Genomic DNA, 14,346 nt, shown 5'->3' with positions numbered 1-14,346 from the left:
GGGTTTGGGCGCGGCTCAAACCCGCAGCAAACCCGCGTCGGGTCGGGCCAAACCCGCAGACCCGCCGCTGGCGGTGGCTGCGCGGTCCGCCAGCGGGTGGTGGTGCTACTGCCAGAGGTCGGGTTGGCCGGCTGGCTCCTGGTGGTCGGTGGTGTGGTGGTCGGTGGTGGTGCGGGTTTCGACCCAGAAGACGCGGGCTTTGGCGTGGGTGTCCATCGCGGAGCGGAGTACGTAGTCGCCGTGCCAGCGTCCGATGTGGCCGGTGAGGATGCGGCCGATCGATTTGGTGGACGGTATGCGGCCTTGTTCGTCGGTGAGGAACGCTCCTTCCCATTGGTCTACGGGCTGGTTGTTGACGATGTCGATTTCGGCTTGTTGGCGCAGGTGTCGGCTGGTGATGGCGCGGTCGTGGTTGAGTTCGTGCCAGCGGGCGAGGAAGGCGACCCATTCGGCGTCTTCGTCGTCGGCTTCGCGCATGTCGGCCAGGTTGTCCAAGAAGCCGTCGATACCGTGGTGGGCGAGCAGCCCGCCGGCGGCTTGTGCCCAACTGGTGAACTGCCGCATGGTGTGACCGGATCGGGGCGCGCCGGCGTTGATCCAGTCCATGACCAGGATCAGCAGGTGCCGCAGCACCGTGACGCGGTTGGCCGGGGTTTTCAGCCAGGCGTCAAGGTGTGGGATGCCGAATTGGGACTGGTCGCGCTGGTCGGGGTGGGGGTCGTTGGGGTCGAGCCGGACCAGGACGGTGCGGGTGGCCATGTCGCCGCCCAGGCGGATGTTGTTGCCGGTGGCCAGCCACAGCCGGTCGTTGACCGCGGTGAACCCCGCGCCGGAGGAACCGAGCATGCGGGCGGACCATTGTGGTGAGGTGAGCAGCTGCGCGAGGACGGCGGAGGAGACCATGCTGCCTTCGGCGATGTTGTCCCACAGCATGATCGGCGCGGGGCTGTGCAGGGCGCTGGTGATGGCCTTCTCCAGCTCGCTGTCATCTCCTTTGCGCCAGACGAGGGTTTTGCTGCCGTAGAGGTAGCCGGGGATTTCCGCGAGCAGGGTTTTGCCGCTGGACTGGGTGGTGGCGGAGATCAGCCCGAAGGGGGTCAGGCACCCGAGGTAGGGGCGCAGGATCGGGGCGAACAGCAGGGCCAGGTGGTTGGCCCGGTCGGCGGGGGCGACGAACGGGAAGTCGCGAAGCAGGCTGCCCAGCACGAATTCCCGCGCCTGGGTGACCTGGTCGCTGGTGGGGGTGGTGGGGATCGGCGGCATGGGTGTGGTGGGCGCGTAGTAGAGGCTGGTGGCGGGGTCGTAGCCGGTGGTTTGGAGCAGGGTTCCGTCCGGGCGCAGCACGGGTGAGCCGACGATGCCGGTCAGCGGGCGCACGCCGGGCCAGTAGCGGGAGGACAGCACCGCCGACAGCGCGGTTTTGGTGGGGCTGGCCTCCACCTCTTCCCACTCGCCGGTCTCTTTGTCCTTCTTGAGCCGGTGGACGTAGGTGTGGTGGGCGAGCAGGAACGCCAGCGCCGGGGCGGTGACCGGGTCGGCCCGCACGGGCAGCGCGGTGGGTTGTTGTTCGCCGGGGTCGGCCGCGCCGGAGACCCGGGACAGGTGGACCAGTTGGCCGCCGGAGACGAACACGTCCGGCAGCGCGCCTTCGGCGACGGCGGCGGTGAGCACGCGGATGGTTTCGGCTTCGCCGCCGATCCGGATGGCCAACCGGTCGGCGGGCGCGGTGTCCACCGCGGTCGTGTCGGTGGTCGTGTCGGCGGCGGTGGTCATGAAGCGCTCCTGTGCTCTGGCGCGGGCCGGGTGTGGCGGAACCCGGACGCGATCGCGTAGCGGATCTCCCCGGCCGGGAGTGCGGCGTGGGCGGCGGCCTCGGTCAGCGCGGTCTCCACCTGGTCCCGGTCGATCCACCCGGCCGCGACCATCCCGGCCAGCCGGCTGGCGGAGCGGAACAGCTTGCGGTTGCGCCCGGAGTCCGGCGGCATGGCGGCGATCTCGGCGCACGCGGACCGCAGCGCGCCCGCGGCGTACCGGGCGTGCCGGTCGTTGTCGCGCGCGGTGACCACCGTGGCTGCCGGTGGTGCCGCCGGTGTGGTCGTGGTGGTGTGTTTGTCGTGGCCGGTGCGGGTCAGGTCGGCGGCCAGCCAGCCGGGTAGCGGCGCGGGTGTGACGGTGGTGGAGGCGCGCCGGTATGTGCCGGCGGCGGTGGTCGAGCCGGGCAGGATCACGTAACCGCCGTGGGCCTTGACGTCGATCTGCCAGCCCAGGCCGGTGCGCACGGCGTCGTCGCGCGCGCGGCCGGTGCTGGACTTCCACCGGCCCGGCTGGGCGGTGTAGAGCAGGTGCAGCCCGCCCGAAGGGGTGTCGGTGGCCAGGGTGCCGGGGTCCACCGGCGCGTCCCGCAGACCGGCCAGGGTGGCGTAGGTGTCGATGCCGTCCGCCGGCGGCGGCTGGTCTGCGGGCCACGGGACGCCGTTGAGCGGCTGGGCGGGTGGGGTGCCGCCGTGGGCGTCCAGATCCACGCACAGCAGCCCGGACACCCCGAGGTGCACCGCCCACACGCTGGTCCGCCACCGGGTCGCCCACCGGCCGATCACGGCGGGGTCGTTGCTGGCCGCCCACACGCCGTGGCACAACGCGCCAGCCCGGCGCGCCAGGCACCGGCACTTCGCCGCGGTGTGCCCGCCCCCGCCCCGGCAGTCCGGGCAGCCGGCCAGGGGCCGTTTGGTGTCGGGGTGCAGCGGCAGCACGTGCCAGCCCAGGCGGGCCGCCACCCACCGGGCCGCACCGGCCGCGCGGTCGGCAACAGAGTTCGTGGACATGGTCGATCCCCCTATCCAGGCAGTGATCAGCGACGTGGTGGTACCGCGCGCGGCACGGCCCGCGGCCCGCGCGGAGCAGGCCCCGGCTACGCGGCGAGCGGCAGTTGCAATTGCGAGCGGGCGGGGGCATCGAGCAGGCGGGCGCGCCATTGCAGGGCGTAGGGCAGGCAGTTGGCGCAGTTCTTGCCGCCGCGCGGGTGGACCGTGCCGCAGAGCACCCGATTCCCCTTACGGCGTGCATCCTCCGACCAGGCCAGCGAGTCAGCCGAGTCCAAGAGGTCGCCGAACAGGGCCAACCCCTTGGTTTTGACGCCGAACCCGTGCAGCCGGCGCAACCCGCGCTCACGCAGCGCCTGGACAATGTCGTGCGCCTCGCGCATCCCTTGCCGGCGGCACACGCTGCCCACCCCGACAAGGCTCTCCTTGGTCAGGTCGATCCCGGCGCGTTCGTAGAGGTCCGCGCAACGCAGGTAGTCATCCCGCTTGTCCCCCTGGACCACCTTCAGCCACGGCAGATCCGGGGCGAGCATCTCCAGCTCGACCGCGCTGTAGACGGTGCGGCGTTGGTGCTCCGGGACGGACAACTTGGTGCCGACGAAGAACATCCGCCCCGCCCGGCCGCCGGAGATCACGATGGACTCGCACATCCAGTCCTGGATGGCGGCGAACTCCATGCGCCCGATCTCGTCGCGGTACCGCCGCACCCGCGCCACGTACTTCCCCGGCGGGACGGTCCACTCCCCGTACTTCTGCAACTGGGTGAACCCGCCGGAGTCCAGCGCCCACGGCGCAGCTGCGCGCGGCAGGTTCTTGTAGTCGCGTAACCGGGTGTCCGACACGAACAGCGGCACCCCCGCGCGTTCCAGGAACGCCGGCTGGTGCACCCCTAACAGGAACCGGGCTTTCATGCCACATACCCGAGGTCTGCCGACGCGAACGCGCTGCTGCTGTGTGCCCCTGGTACGGCTTCCGCTCCGTGACGCAGAAGCCGGCGCAGCGCTGCTGCGCCTTGTTGGGGCACGACGCCGTTGCCGAGGATGCGGAGCTGTTGGTTGCGGGACAGGCCGGGGACGGCGGTGACGTGACCGTGGTCGAGGCCCATGAGCCATTCCACGAACACCGGGTTGAGCACCGCGTTGCCGTTACGTCCGGGGACGCTGGGCGCTGGTGCGGGTCGTCCTAGGATGGCTTCCCAGCGGCGGACGGCGGGTTCGTAGGCTCCCCACCGGACAGCGCTCCGTGCAGGTAGGTCGCGTCCCCGCGCTGGTTCGGCCCCTTGCCGTCGCGTGCGGTCGGTGTCGGCAGCATCCTTACCGTGGTGCGCAGGTCCGCTGCTCCCGTCCCATGTGCTCCCGGGCCGTTGGCGTCCGACGCGGTCGGCGTGGGCAGCAACGCCATCACCGCGGACGGCAGCATCAGGTCCCCCGAGGAGCCGCGCTGGTTGGGGCCACCCTTGGTGCCGTCCGTCGCGCGTGGTGTCGGCAGCAACGACGAAGACGCGGAACCGTTCGTGCGGCGCTCCGACGTCGGATGCGCGTAGGCCACACCATCGCGCGTCGTACCCGAGGCGGGCCAGGTCGCCGAGAACGGCTCCGAGTGCCCGCAGAGCAGGGACGTCTGCTCGGTCTCCCAGACACCACGGGCAGGGTTCTACGTCGCTATCGGCTTCACGGCTGAGCAGTCCTCTCACGTTCTCGATGACGACCAGCCGCGGGCGCAGCGCGGCAATGGCGTCGGCCATGTGGAACCACAGTCCAGAGCGGGTGTCGCGCCGCAGGCCCGCGCCCGCACCGGCCAGACTGAGGTCCTGGCAGGGTGGCCCGCCGGCGAGTACGTCAACCCGCGGCACGGTGTCCCAGTCCACGCGGGTGATGTCGCCCAGGTTGAGCACGCCGGGTTCGTTGTGGGCCAGCACGGCAGATGCCCCCGGGTCGTTCTCGCAGAACCACGCAGGCTTGCCACCCAGTGCCGTGCGGATGGCGGCGGTCAGTCCGCCGTAGCCCTCGAACAGGCCACCGATGAGCATGGCGAAGCCCCCGTCTCTTGTGGATGGTCACGCGTGGTGGGAGTGCCGCACCGGGGACGGGCGCGAGTGGTCACGTCCCCGGTGCGGGCTGCTGTGATGTCAGCGGGCTACCCCTCTTGGCCGGTCCGGTCTGCGGGGGCCTTGAGCGCGTCACACCATGCCTGGTGGTACTCGCCCACGGCCGCGCCGCAGTTGCATTCGGGCTGGTGGGCGCTGGCCGGGGGCTGGTTGACGATCATCGGTCTACCTCCGTGGGAGTGGGGTTGCCACCGACTGGTGGCGGCTTGTCGTGGGGGTGTTGTCAGTCGGTGTGCCGGGTGCGCCGGATGTTGGTGGCGGTCACATCCACGTCGTGGGCTGCGCCGTGGATGCCGCCGAAGATCAGACCGGCCTGGACCTTGGCGCGCCCGGTGCCGGTCGGTCGGGTGGTGCGTGGCGCGGGTTCGGTGGTCACGTCCCGGTCCGGGCCTGTGTCGAATACCAGCGGTCCGTGGATCACGTCTGCCTGGTACACGGTGGCGTTGCCGCTGATGTGGCTGACGTGGTTGTTCACCACGCGCACCGTGGCCCGTCCGAGCCGGTCGGTGTCCTGTGTGGACGGCGGGTTCGTGTTCGCGTCCGACCTGTCGTCTCGGGTCACGTCCCGGGCGTGAGGTGCGGTGTCATCGTTCGGGCGCATGGTCTCGCGTGCTTCCTGGTGTGCTGCGCGCGCGGCGGTGAGCCGTTGCTGCGCGGCGGCGATGGCATCGGCGTCACCGCCGGCTTTGGCCTCGCGTAGGGCTTTGCGGGCGCGTGAGACGCGTTTGCGGGTGGTCTGGGTGGCGCGGCTGGTGTGGTTGCTGCCGTCGCAGCGACGGCCGCCGGTCCTGCACATGTCACGTCCCCGTCCTGGAGTGGGGCTACTTGTGGGCCTCGCAGATGGGGCACCACTTCCGGCTGGTGAACCACACCCAAACCGCTTCGGCCTTCTCGATGCGCCGGCCGCACATCGTCTTGGAGTGCCCGTCCCACAGACTGCGGGACTTCTCGATGTGGATCAGGCCGTCGTCCTGGGCGTTCTTGGCCATGACCCGCCCCCTCTACCGGCTGGTCCGCTGGTGGACGGCCTCGCAGGCCGGGCACGGCGTGTGCCTGGACAGGGACGGGAACCAGACCTTCTCGGCCCCACCGTCCTCAATGGTCAGGCCGCAGAGGGTCTTGACCTTGCCGTCCCACCAGCGGCGGTTGCCCATGTGCATGATCTGCTTGGACACGATCGTCTCCGTAACTGTGCGTAGTGGACTGTGGATGTGCGTCATCGTGCGGGGATGTGGACCCGCCTGCGTTCAGAGCGTGTTTTCGAGGGTTTCCGCAGGTCGGCGCGGTGCGCCTCCCCGCCTCCCCGCAGGGCTGTCTGTGCTGGTCACAGCGGGGAGGCCGTGCGGGGAGGCGTGCGGGGAGTACTCCCCGGGTCGGGCGTGCCTCCCCGCTCCGCTCCCCGGGTCACTCCCCGCCGGTTTCGTCGCGTTCCGTGATCGCCCGGTCGATCTCGGAGCGGCGGGTGGTCATGACGCCGCCGTGGGCCTTGTAGGAGGCGATGCCGTGTTCGGCGAGTCGTTCGGCGAAGTCGGTGGCGGACATGCCCTCGTAGGTGTCGGGGTCCAGTTCGGCCAGTCGGGAACGCAGGATCTCGTTGCGGGTCTTGGGTTCGGTGCCCATGACCTGTGCCAGGTCGGCGAGCAGGTCGCGCGCCGGGGTGTCGCTGTCGGTGGTGCGGGTGGTGGTGCGGGTGCGCAGGGTCTTGGCGCGGTCGGCGATGGTGGTGGCGTCTTCTCCGTCGATGAAGTGGGTCCGCACGGTGATGGCGGCCTGTTGCGGGGGCAGCGGGACGCCGTCGCCGGCGACGAGCAGGGTTCCCTTGTCCAGGCCCTGGCGCAGTTCCTGCGGTGCCGCGCCGGCGTTGACTGCCTTGTCCCCCAACGCCATGCGGGCCTCGCTCTCGGTGCCCACGACCAGGGAGGCGCGGATGTGCGCGCCTTCGCGGACCAGCTTGGGCAGGTTCTGGTCGGTGGGGTTCTGGGTGCCCTGCCACAGGGTGACGTTGACCGCCCGCCCCTGGTTGTGGAGCTTGCGGGCGGCCATGAAGTAGCGGGACTTGTTGGTCTGCCCGCCGTAGGGCCGCTTGTCCTCGCCGACGGCGGGGTTCATGAACGCCTGCTGCGCCTCGTCCACGATCAGCACCAGGGGATGGAATCCCTTACCGGCGCGCGCGAGGTCGCGGGTGACGCCGTTCTTGTGGGTCTCGGGGTCCACCGCGGCCAGGCGGCGTTCCATCTCCTCCACCCCGGCTTCGAGCATGTGGGTTGCGGCGCAGGCGTGGTCGTCGGTCGGGCCTTCGATCAGCACGGTGGCCAGGTCGGCGAACATGTGCCAGTCGCCGATGCCCTTCAGGTCGGCGATCCGGAACTCCACCGTGGCGTCCAGGGCCAGCCACAGCGCCAGGGCGCGCAGGGCGGCGGTCTTGCCCTGGTTGGACAGGCCGGTGATCAGCAGGTGTCGTTGCAGCAGCGACAACGTCATCGCGTCACCGCGCAGGTCCTGCCCCCACGGGGCGCGGCCGGTGTACATGTCGGCGGTCATCGTGGGGTCGGTGACCAGCGGGGACGGGCCGATGGGTTTGTCGAGTTCGCCGGGGTCGGCGATCCACAGCCGGACCGTGCGTGCGGCCGGGGGGATGGTGATGAACAGTTCGTGTTCGTGGCGGTAGAGGTTCTCCGCCAGGCGTCGCCGTTTGCCGGTGATGTCGTGGGTGGACACCCCCGAGGGCAGGGTGACGTCCACCTCGACGCCGCACCCGGCGATGCGGATCAGCCCGAGCATGCCCGCGCCGGCGTCACCCATCTCCTTGATGGCCCGGGTCAGCTTGGACACGCCCAGGTCCCGCAGCGCGGTCACCAGGACCGACGGGGTGATCGGCACGTCCGTGCGGTCCTCGGACCGGTGGGCGGCGACCCAGGACGGCGGGGTGGTGCGGGTGCGGCCCACGTGCCACAGCCACGCCAGCGCGGCGAACGGGGCCGCCGTGGTCAGCGGCCCCCACACCGCGTCGATCACCGACACCACACCGGACAGCACCGCGAACGTGGTGGCGAACGGGGTCAGGAACGCGGCCAGGTCGCCGCTGTTGACCGCCAGCACCAGGCCGGTGAGCAACAGCAGCCCGACCAGCGCGACCAGCACCACCAACACGGCCTTGACCACGTGCACCGGGGCCGCGAGCCACGTCATGATCCGGCGGTGCCGTTCGGCGACGAACCGGGCCTGCCGCTCCTCCCACTCCGCGACCGCCGCGAAGTCCCCCGCGGCTTCGGCCGCGCGCATCATCCGCTGGTAGCGGGCGGTGGTGTGGGCCTCCCACACCTGGCGGGCCACCACCCCCGCACCGGCCGGCACGTACAGGGCGTTGCGCACCACCGCCCGCCCGGCCCGCCGGGTCCGGTCGTGGGTGGCGCCGGTGCGCACCACCCGCGCGACCGTGCCCGCCGCCGCGCGCAGCCGCTCCGCACGCTGCGCCGCCAACCGACGGTCCAGCGCCGCCGACTCCTCCGGCGTCAGCAGCTCGCCCTCCATCACCGGGGGCGCGGGCTCGATCTCCGTTCCCGCGGCGGATACGGCGGGGCGCAGCGGCACGACGTTGTCGCGCACACCGGTTCCACCGCGCGGGCCGTCGTCGTGGCGGGGGTCGGGCGTGGTCATGCGGTCACCTCCTCACGGGGGCCGTCGTCATCGGGACCGTTGTCGGGGTGGGCGGGGAACAGGACGCGGTGCACGGCGGCGGCGTCCTCGGCGCGGCAGCGCAGGAACCGCTGCACCTGCTTGCGCGACGGGGCGGCGGCGAGCCGTTCACCGTCGATGGCCGCCCGCACCCGCGCGACGTAGCGCGTGATCTTCGGGTCGGTCAGCGCGGTGCCGGTTTCCGCTGTTCCCGCCGGCCGCGCGCCGATCTCCGACCCCTGCCCGGACCGGTCGCCGGCGGCGTCGGCGGCGGGGCGCGGCGCGGGCAGCGCGGACAGGTACTCGCCGATCTCCGCCGCCATCTGCTCGGCGAGCGTGTCGCCGGCACCGGCCACGGGCAGCCCTGCCACCACGGCGGGCACCAGCCGCGAACGGCCCAGCACCCGGCGGCGCAACCGCACCACGCCCGGGGCGTGCACGAGAGTGGCGGTGCCGTCGGCGGCCAGCGCGGCGGCGGCCTGCCGCACGGCGGCGCGGCGCACCGCGACCACCCGCCGGGCGGCCAGGCGCTGAAGTCGCTCGTGGTCGCGTTCGGCCCGGGTCGGGCGGCGGCCCAGCGGAGAGGCGGTGATCAGTTGGTGGACCACGACACCGCCCACCGACACCAGGGCCATCACCACGCCGTGGGCGACAGTCTCGCCGTGGACGTAGTTCAGGACCGCGGCCACGGCCGCGAACACCCACACACCCAGGTGCAGCCAGCCAGTGGCGCGGCCAGCCCGCTGCGCCATCGGCACGGCGAACGCGAACGTCCACATCGCGCCCTCGGAGAACAGCGGCAGCAACACGCCGGCCGGACCGAACACCTCACGGCCGTAGGCGGCCATCGCCGTCCACGCCAGCACGGCCGGAACCAGGATCACCGGCACGAACAGCAGGTCCAACGTGTGCGCCCGCACCCAACCGGCCACCGCCTTGACCGCGGCCTCCCGCCGGTCGCGGGCGGCCTGCGCCACCTCCTCACGCAACTGCACCTGCGCGGCCCGGTCGGCCCGACGCCGTTCGGCTTCGGCGTCCCGGTCCGCCCGACGGATCGCGGCCTCGGCGACGCGGTTGGCGCGACGTTCCTCCTGCCACGTGCTCATGACACGACCTCCTGACGGCGCAGACGAAGCGAGGAACGGGACAGCGGACGGCGAGCGCCCGCGCGGCGCAGCAGCACCGCCACCACCAACGCCGGCACGCCCAAGGCGATCAGCACGGCGGTGGGGCTTTCGGTCTGGGTGATCACCACCCACTGCGCCAACCCGATCAGGCCGGCGGTGAGCAGCACCTTCCACAACACGATCAACCCGGCGACGGCCAGCGCGGCCATCAGCAACAGCACCGGGGCGGGAACACCGCTCATCGCACAACCCCCCGCGTGACCAGGCGCACGGGCGGCGGTTGGTGGTTACGGGCGTTGTCGGACATGCTTGGTCTCTCCTGACCCGCCCCTGGTGGGGCGGTGTTGGGGTGGACCGGACCGGCGGGCTGTTCTTGGCGGGATTGGCCGCCGGTCCGGGCGAAGTCAGGCCGCGTGCGCGGGCCAGGCATATCGGGTCCAGGTGTGCGGGGTCTGCCGGGTGGGCTGGCCGGGGCAGGCGGTGCGGAAGGTGCCGCAGTGCACGCGGACCTTGCGGCCGTCGCCCAGGTCCGCCAGGACGGTGGTCAGGCCGCACCCGGCGGGGCAGTTGCGGGCGGTGTTGTCCGGGTCGGGAATCAACATGGCTGTTCCTCACTCGGTGTCGTGGTCGGTGTCGGGGAACTCCCAGCCGCCGGCGCTGCCGCAGTCGGTGCAGTCGCACAGGCAGTCCGGGTCCGTGCAGCCCGTTCCGTCGCCTCCGCAGGCGGTGCACTCGACCCACATCACGCGGCCTTCCGTTCGCCCGGGGTGGTTTCGGTGGTCTCGTGGGCGACGCAGTCGAAGCATGCGCCCAACGTGGGAGGGATGACGTAGAGGCGGTCACGGCCGCACTGCGGGCAGATCCGCCGCGCCAGGTTGGCTTTCGCCAGCGCGGTCCACTTGGCCCGGGTCATCGGTCGGACCGGTGCGGCCCGGTCGATCAGGTAGAGGCTGGCGAAGTTGGTCTTGCCGGACCCGCTGTGCCGCACGTAGAGCACCGCCACCGGGTCCTGACCGTTGGGCCGTAACCCCATCGCGCGCAGTTGCCGGCGGGTGGCGAGCTTGGTGCGAGGCGCGCACCCGTAGGACAGCAGCGGTAAGCCCTCGTGGGTGCCGCGGGTGAACTGCGGCCCGTCGGCCCACGGCACGGACCGGGCCAGCACCCACGGGAACCTTCTGCCCGCCATCACGACGGCCCGGGCAACGGGCGCAGCGACAGCGCCAACAGCGCGTGCACCTGCGCGGCGGCCAGGCGGTTCACGGTGTCCCCGTCCGTGCCCGGGTGGCCGAGCAGCCGGCGCGCTTCCGCACGGTGCTCCTCGGCGGTCCACGGCCGGCGCTGGTCACCGGGCTGGATGTACCCGGCCATCACGCCACCGCCATCACGGTCAGCGCGACGGCGACCAGCAGCAGCGCCATCACGATCAGGTCCACCGCGACCCGCACCCGCACGTACTTGCGGCGCACGATCTGCGCCAGGCGCACCGCGTGGGTGGCCATCGCCACCTCACCCGGCCGGTCCTCCAGCGCCGCCAGCAACGCGGAGGGCCGGTCGGCGAACCGCATCACGAACGGGAACCCGTTCTCGTCGTGCGCGGTGAACTGCGGACGCACCACCCACAGCAGCAGCAACACCGCGCCCAACGCGAACCCGGCGGCCAGACCCAGCAGCAGCTGCGCGGCGACCGGCATCGGCCGCGCCGCCAGGGCGACCACACCCACCACCGCGCCGCCGAACAGCGGCAGCAGCGCGGCGGCCTTGCCGTTCGCCTGGCCGATCTGCGCCACCACGTCCGCGAACGCGGCCTCGATCGACTGCGCGGCCATCACGCGGCCTCGCCCACGGCCCGGACGGACGTGACCGTGTGGTGCATGGCCAGGACCCGCGCGGCGTTCTCCCGGGTGCGCTCGGCGATGCGCAGGTCACGGGCGGCGCGGGCGGACCCGTCGAGCAGGGCGGTGGTCCTCACCGGCTGCGCCCGCCGGATCTCGGCCAGTTCGGCGGACAGGCTCGGGTGGCTGATCAGGTGGTGGAACTCCGCGTCCAGGGCGGTCAGGACACCCGACGCGTCGATGGCGGCGATCTGGTCCGCGGTCGGCTCGGTGTCGATGCCGGCGTTCGTGATCTCGTGAGCGTTCATCAGGTGAACCCCTCGCATAGGAATGGAAGGAACCCGGTCAAGCCGTTGGCTCCCGAACCTCCGCACCTGCGCCGGCGATCAGCCGGGCTCCCCGCATGTGTCAGCGGGTGTGGTGCGAAGGAACGGCATCCAACGGATGCGTCTGGTCTGGAGTGCTCCCCGGTGTCGGGCGAGATCCGCACACCGGAGAGCCAGCCGCAATCGCGGCTGACAGCGGCCAGGCCCCCTCAGCCCTTCATGCAGGGCAGGCAGGCGGGCCGCTCACACAGCTGTGGAGGTGTCAAAGAACGACTGCGCTACGTCCACGGCGGAAAGGCGCACGGGTTGCGAACGTCGCGGCGGCTTTCCCGCCGGGACCATGCACACGCAGCGATCAGGGCAACGTCTCCCACGGCAACGCACGGCAAGAACCCGTGCGGCGGGAAGGGCTTAATCACCTTCCGGGATCCGCCCGAAACGCGTCGGGTGATCTCCCTCCAGTGTGGACAGACCTAGCGTCACCGGCTCACGCCGCGCCGCCGTACGGCCCACCCCCTTCGTCAGCCCCATGCCCAGTCGCTGAATCCAGGAACGTATGCAGTTCTCAAAGATCAGAAGCGGTCAAGGCGGTAGGCCTCGCGATCCGCTTGGCTCACCTGGCTAGTCAGGTGGGCGCTGCCGTTAGCTTGGCGGACATGGCTAGTCATGTCAAGCGACGGAGCCAAGGAAGTACGTCTTGGCTAGTCAGGCAGTATGCTGGCTGGCATGAGCGAGGGCCTGGAGTACCTAGACGACCTTGATCCGGACGATCCGCGCACGGAGTCCCAGCAGATCGCCACCAAGCTCAGGGCCGCGATCTTGACCAGAAAGCTTCAGCCTGGAGACAAGCTGCCGTCGCAGCCTGCGCTGGCCAGTAGGTTTGGCGTGGCTCGTGAGACGGTCAAAGCTGCGCTCAGGCTGCTCGCATCTGAGCACCTGATTGTCAGCCGCCAGGGAAGCGGTACATTCGTACGGGCGCAAACCGAGCGACCGGTTGGCCTTCGCCCGCACGTTGAAGCGGCGTTCGAACGTACGCACGTGTCCATCGATTTTGCTGGTTTTGGCAGCGAAACGCTGCGAAACACTCTGTCGGAGGTCCTCGACAAGGTACGTGCTGGACGTCTGACGCCAGAGACTATCGTGGTGCGGATAATGGTCTCCGACATGTCGGCACCAATGGCACTGCCATGCAGGGCCGACACGGCAGCGGACGACGAGGGGGTGCGAATGCGTCAGCAGCGCATTACGCAGCGGTCGATCGATGCTATCGTCGACGATGTTCAGGAACTCGAAGACTTGGGATTGATCAAGTCCGGCAGCGTCCAAGTTAGGGTCCACGGAATTCCGCCGGTGCTGAAGCTCTACATCCTGAATAACGAGGATGCCTTCTTCGGCTTTTATCCTGTCGTCCAGCATGATGTGACCATCAAGGGTGAGTCGGTGTCAATCTACGACCCAATGGGCAAGGACGCCACGCTCTTTCAATACTCGATCAACGACGGGGATGACACATCCACAGCAGCCGAGTACGTGCGCCAAGCGCGGACCTGGTTCGACTCCATTTGGAACTCGATTGCCCGGGAGAAGGCCAATGCATGAGGCTGCGAAAGAGGTGCTTGGTCGAGCGAAGGCCGTACTTCTCGACTTCGACGGCCCTGTATGCAGCGTCTTCGCTGGCCACCCGGCCGACCAGGTTGCGTCGGACCTCGTGGAACTGCTGCGCCGTAGGGGGACGTCTATTCCGGCGGAACTCGGTAGCGAGTCAGACCCAATGGAAGTTCTCCGCTGGTCTGGCATTCACAGCCCAGAGAACCTCATCGCCGTTGAAGACAGGCTTATCCACGCGGAATGCGTGGCCGTTGAGTCTGCGGAGCAGACTGTTGGTGTCGGCGAAGTGATGCACAGCATTGTGGCGAGCGGTCGCAGTGTGGCGGTAGTCAGCAACAATTGTGAAGCAGCGATCGCTAAGTACCTCGGCTTGCATGGTCTGGGCGGCCTTCCGGCTTTCATCTCTGGTCGAGCTTACGCTGACCCTGCGCTGATGAAACCTAACCCGCACTCATTGCACGTAGCGATCAAAGTGCTGGGTGTCAGTCCGGCCGATGTAATCTTGATTGGAGATACTACGTCGGACGTGGCCGCGAGCATAGCCGCTGGCGTGAAGTCCATCGGTTACGCGAACAAGCCCGGGAAAGCGGAGGCCTTGTCCCTCGCTGGTGCCGACGCCGTGGTTGACAGCATGGCATTTCTGCTCTGAGGAAATGACGGAAATGTGCGGGGCACCGGCGAACGGTACCCCGCACATCTGTATGCTAATCCACTCACCGACCTTTGTGCGATGAGGCTGAGGTGACTGCATGGGTGCTTGGTGCGCGCCTCGGCTGCAACTACTCATGAGATTCGGGTGGTGACGCCACCAGCGCGCGTGTCCCTGGTCGACGTGGGTGTCCGGGCACAGGG

General features: G+C 70.2%; 18 protein-coding genes. 2 read left to right on the top strand and 16 right to left on the bottom strand.

Going from position 1 to position 14,346, the window contains the following annotated elements:
* Positions 1-105: 105 nt before the first annotated feature.
* The 16 genes from AB0A74_RS24840 to AB0A74_RS24765 form a co-directional block, all read right to left on the bottom strand.
* Complete coding sequence (locus AB0A74_RS24840; RefSeq protein ID WP_358252951.1) at positions 106-1,773, bottom strand: hypothetical protein; 1,668 nt, start codon at positions 1,771-1,773, stop codon at positions 106-108.
* Complete coding sequence (locus tag AB0A74_RS24835) at positions 1,770-2,822, bottom strand: bifunctional DNA primase/polymerase (protein ID WP_358252949.1); 1,053 nt, start codon at positions 2,820-2,822, stop codon at positions 1,770-1,772. The genes AB0A74_RS24840 and AB0A74_RS24835 overlap by 4 nt, the downstream gene beginning before the upstream one ends.
* An 86-nt stretch (positions 2,823-2,908) precedes the next feature.
* Positions 2,909-3,730 carry a hypothetical protein gene (locus AB0A74_RS24830; RefSeq protein WP_358252948.1) on the bottom strand — a complete coding sequence of 274 codons (822 nt, stop codon included), beginning with the start codon at positions 3,728-3,730 and terminating at the stop codon, positions 2,909-2,911.
* Positions 3,727-4,848, bottom strand: coding sequence for a DNA (cytosine-5-)-methyltransferase (gene dcm, locus AB0A74_RS24825; RefSeq protein ID WP_358252946.1), 1,122 nt, complete (start codon positions 4,846-4,848; stop codon positions 3,727-3,729). Before dcm ends, AB0A74_RS24830 begins: the two co-directional genes overlap by 4 nt.
* A 301-nt stretch (positions 4,849-5,149) precedes the next feature.
* A complete protein-coding gene (locus AB0A74_RS24820) occupies positions 5,150-5,722 on the bottom strand; it encodes a hypothetical protein (protein WP_358252945.1) in 573 nt (190 codons plus the stop codon).
* A gap of 25 nt (positions 5,723-5,747) precedes the next feature.
* Entirely contained in the window at positions 5,748-5,915 is a 168-nt protein-coding gene (locus AB0A74_RS24815) for a hypothetical protein (RefSeq protein WP_358252943.1), read from the bottom strand.
* Positions 5,916-5,927: 12 nt separating this feature from the next.
* Positions 5,928-6,101 carry a hypothetical protein gene (locus AB0A74_RS24810; protein ID WP_358252941.1) on the bottom strand — a complete coding sequence of 58 codons (174 nt, stop codon included), beginning with the start codon at positions 6,099-6,101 and terminating at the stop codon, positions 5,928-5,930.
* 229 nt (positions 6,102-6,330) lie between these two features.
* The gene (locus AB0A74_RS24805) at positions 6,331-8,583 is read right to left on the bottom strand and encodes an FtsK/SpoIIIE domain-containing protein (RefSeq protein WP_358252939.1); all 2,253 of its coding nucleotides are present in this window, start codon (positions 8,581-8,583) and stop codon (positions 6,331-6,333) included.
* Positions 8,580-9,707, bottom strand: a complete 1,128-nt coding sequence (locus AB0A74_RS24800) for a hypothetical protein (RefSeq protein ID WP_358252938.1) — start codon at positions 9,705-9,707, stop codon at positions 8,580-8,582. Before AB0A74_RS24800 ends, AB0A74_RS24805 begins: the two co-directional genes overlap by 4 nt.
* Entirely contained in the window at positions 9,704-9,970 is a 267-nt protein-coding gene (locus tag AB0A74_RS24795; protein ID WP_358252936.1) for a hypothetical protein, read from the bottom strand. Before AB0A74_RS24795 ends, AB0A74_RS24800 begins: the two co-directional genes overlap by 4 nt.
* A 162-nt stretch (positions 9,971-10,132) precedes the next feature.
* A complete protein-coding gene (locus AB0A74_RS24790; RefSeq protein ID WP_358252934.1) occupies positions 10,133-10,330 on the bottom strand; it encodes a hypothetical protein in 198 nt (65 codons plus the stop codon).
* 9 nt (positions 10,331-10,339) lie between these two features.
* Positions 10,340-10,474, bottom strand: coding sequence for a hypothetical protein (locus tag AB0A74_RS24785; protein WP_358252933.1), 135 nt, complete (start codon positions 10,472-10,474; stop codon positions 10,340-10,342).
* A complete protein-coding gene (locus AB0A74_RS24780) occupies positions 10,471-10,890 on the bottom strand; it encodes an RRQRL motif-containing zinc-binding protein (protein ID WP_358252931.1) in 420 nt (139 codons plus the stop codon). The genes AB0A74_RS24785 and AB0A74_RS24780 overlap by 4 nt, the downstream gene beginning before the upstream one ends.
* Positions 10,891-10,913: 23 nt before the next feature.
* Positions 10,914-11,096, bottom strand: coding sequence for a hypothetical protein (locus AB0A74_RS24775; RefSeq protein ID WP_358252929.1), 183 nt, complete (start codon positions 11,094-11,096; stop codon positions 10,914-10,916).
* On the bottom strand, positions 11,096-11,554 hold the full coding sequence (locus tag AB0A74_RS24770) for a Pycsar system effector family protein (protein WP_358252928.1): 459 nt from the start codon (positions 11,552-11,554) through the stop codon (positions 11,096-11,098). Before AB0A74_RS24770 ends, AB0A74_RS24775 begins: the two co-directional genes overlap by 1 nt.
* Positions 11,554-11,868: a hypothetical protein gene (locus AB0A74_RS24765; RefSeq protein ID WP_358252926.1), complete on the bottom strand. Its 315-nt coding sequence runs from the start codon at positions 11,866-11,868 to the stop codon at positions 11,554-11,556. The genes AB0A74_RS24770 and AB0A74_RS24765 overlap by 1 nt, the downstream gene beginning before the upstream one ends.
* A gap of 744 nt (positions 11,869-12,612) precedes the next feature.
* Between AB0A74_RS24765 and AB0A74_RS24760 the strand changes: the two genes are divergently transcribed.
* Together AB0A74_RS24760 and AB0A74_RS24755 are read left to right on the top strand one after the other, a co-directional pair.
* Complete coding sequence (locus AB0A74_RS24760; RefSeq protein WP_358252924.1) at positions 12,613-13,485, top strand: GntR family transcriptional regulator; 873 nt, start codon at positions 12,613-12,615, stop codon at positions 13,483-13,485.
* Positions 13,391-14,143 (top strand): HAD hydrolase-like protein, encoded by a 753-nt coding sequence (locus AB0A74_RS24755; RefSeq protein WP_358252923.1) that lies wholly within the window; start codon positions 13,391-13,393, stop codon positions 14,141-14,143. The genes AB0A74_RS24760 and AB0A74_RS24755 overlap by 95 nt, the downstream gene beginning before the upstream one ends.
* Positions 14,144-14,346: the final 203 nt, after the last annotated feature.

The organism is Saccharothrix sp. NPDC042600 (assembly GCF_040647305.1).
Taxonomy (GTDB): domain Bacteria; phylum Actinomycetota; class Actinomycetes; order Mycobacteriales; family Pseudonocardiaceae; genus Actinosynnema; species Actinosynnema mutabilis.
Note: the sequence above shows the minus strand (reverse complement) of the source record. Positions and strands in the feature narration are given on the sequence as shown.

Bases quoted from the DNA above. Each gene is read 5' to 3' on its own strand.
- AB0A74_RS24770 (WP_358252928.1), bottom strand. From the start codon at position 11,554: ATGGCCGCGCAGTCGATCGAGGCCGCGTTCGCGGACGTGGTGGCGCAG.
- AB0A74_RS24765 (WP_358252926.1), bottom strand. From the start codon at position 11,868: ATGAACGCTCACGAGATCACGAACGCCGGCATCGACACCGAGCCGACC.
- AB0A74_RS24800 (WP_358252938.1), bottom strand. From the start codon at position 9,707: ATGAGCACGTGGCAGGAGGAACGTCGCGCCAACCGCGTCGCCGAGGCC.
- AB0A74_RS24835 (WP_358252949.1), bottom strand. From the start codon at position 2,822: ATGTCCACGAACTCTGTTGCCGACCGCGCGGCCGGTGCGGCCCGGTGG.
- AB0A74_RS24820 (WP_358252945.1), bottom strand. From the start codon at position 5,722: ATGTGCAGGACCGGCGGCCGTCGCTGCGACGGCAGCAACCACACCAGC.
- AB0A74_RS24830 (WP_358252948.1), bottom strand. From the start codon at position 3,730: ATGAAAGCCCGGTTCCTGTTAGGGGTGCACCAGCCGGCGTTCCTGGAA.
- AB0A74_RS24775 (WP_358252929.1), bottom strand. From the start codon at position 11,096: ATGGCCGGGTACATCCAGCCCGGTGACCAGCGCCGGCCGTGGACCGCC.
- AB0A74_RS24805 (WP_358252939.1), bottom strand. From the start codon at position 8,583: ATGACCACGCCCGACCCCCGCCACGACGACGGCCCGCGCGGTGGAACC.
- AB0A74_RS24795 (WP_358252936.1), bottom strand. From the start codon at position 9,970: ATGAGCGGTGTTCCCGCCCCGGTGCTGTTGCTGATGGCCGCGCTGGCC.
- AB0A74_RS24840 (WP_358252951.1), bottom strand. From the start codon at position 1,773: ATGACCACCGCCGCCGACACGACCACCGACACGACCGCGGTGGACACC.
- dcm (WP_358252946.1), bottom strand. From the start codon at position 4,848: ATGCTCATCGGTGGCCTGTTCGAGGGCTACGGCGGACTGACCGCCGCC.
- AB0A74_RS24790 (WP_358252934.1), bottom strand. From the start codon at position 10,330: ATGTTGATTCCCGACCCGGACAACACCGCCCGCAACTGCCCCGCCGGG.
- AB0A74_RS24760 (WP_358252924.1), top strand. From the start codon at position 12,613: ATGAGCGAGGGCCTGGAGTACCTAGACGACCTTGATCCGGACGATCCG.
- AB0A74_RS24815 (WP_358252943.1), bottom strand. From the start codon at position 5,915: ATGGCCAAGAACGCCCAGGACGACGGCCTGATCCACATCGAGAAGTCC.
- AB0A74_RS24755 (WP_358252923.1), top strand. From the start codon at position 13,391: ATGACACATCCACAGCAGCCGAGTACGTGCGCCAAGCGCGGACCTGGT.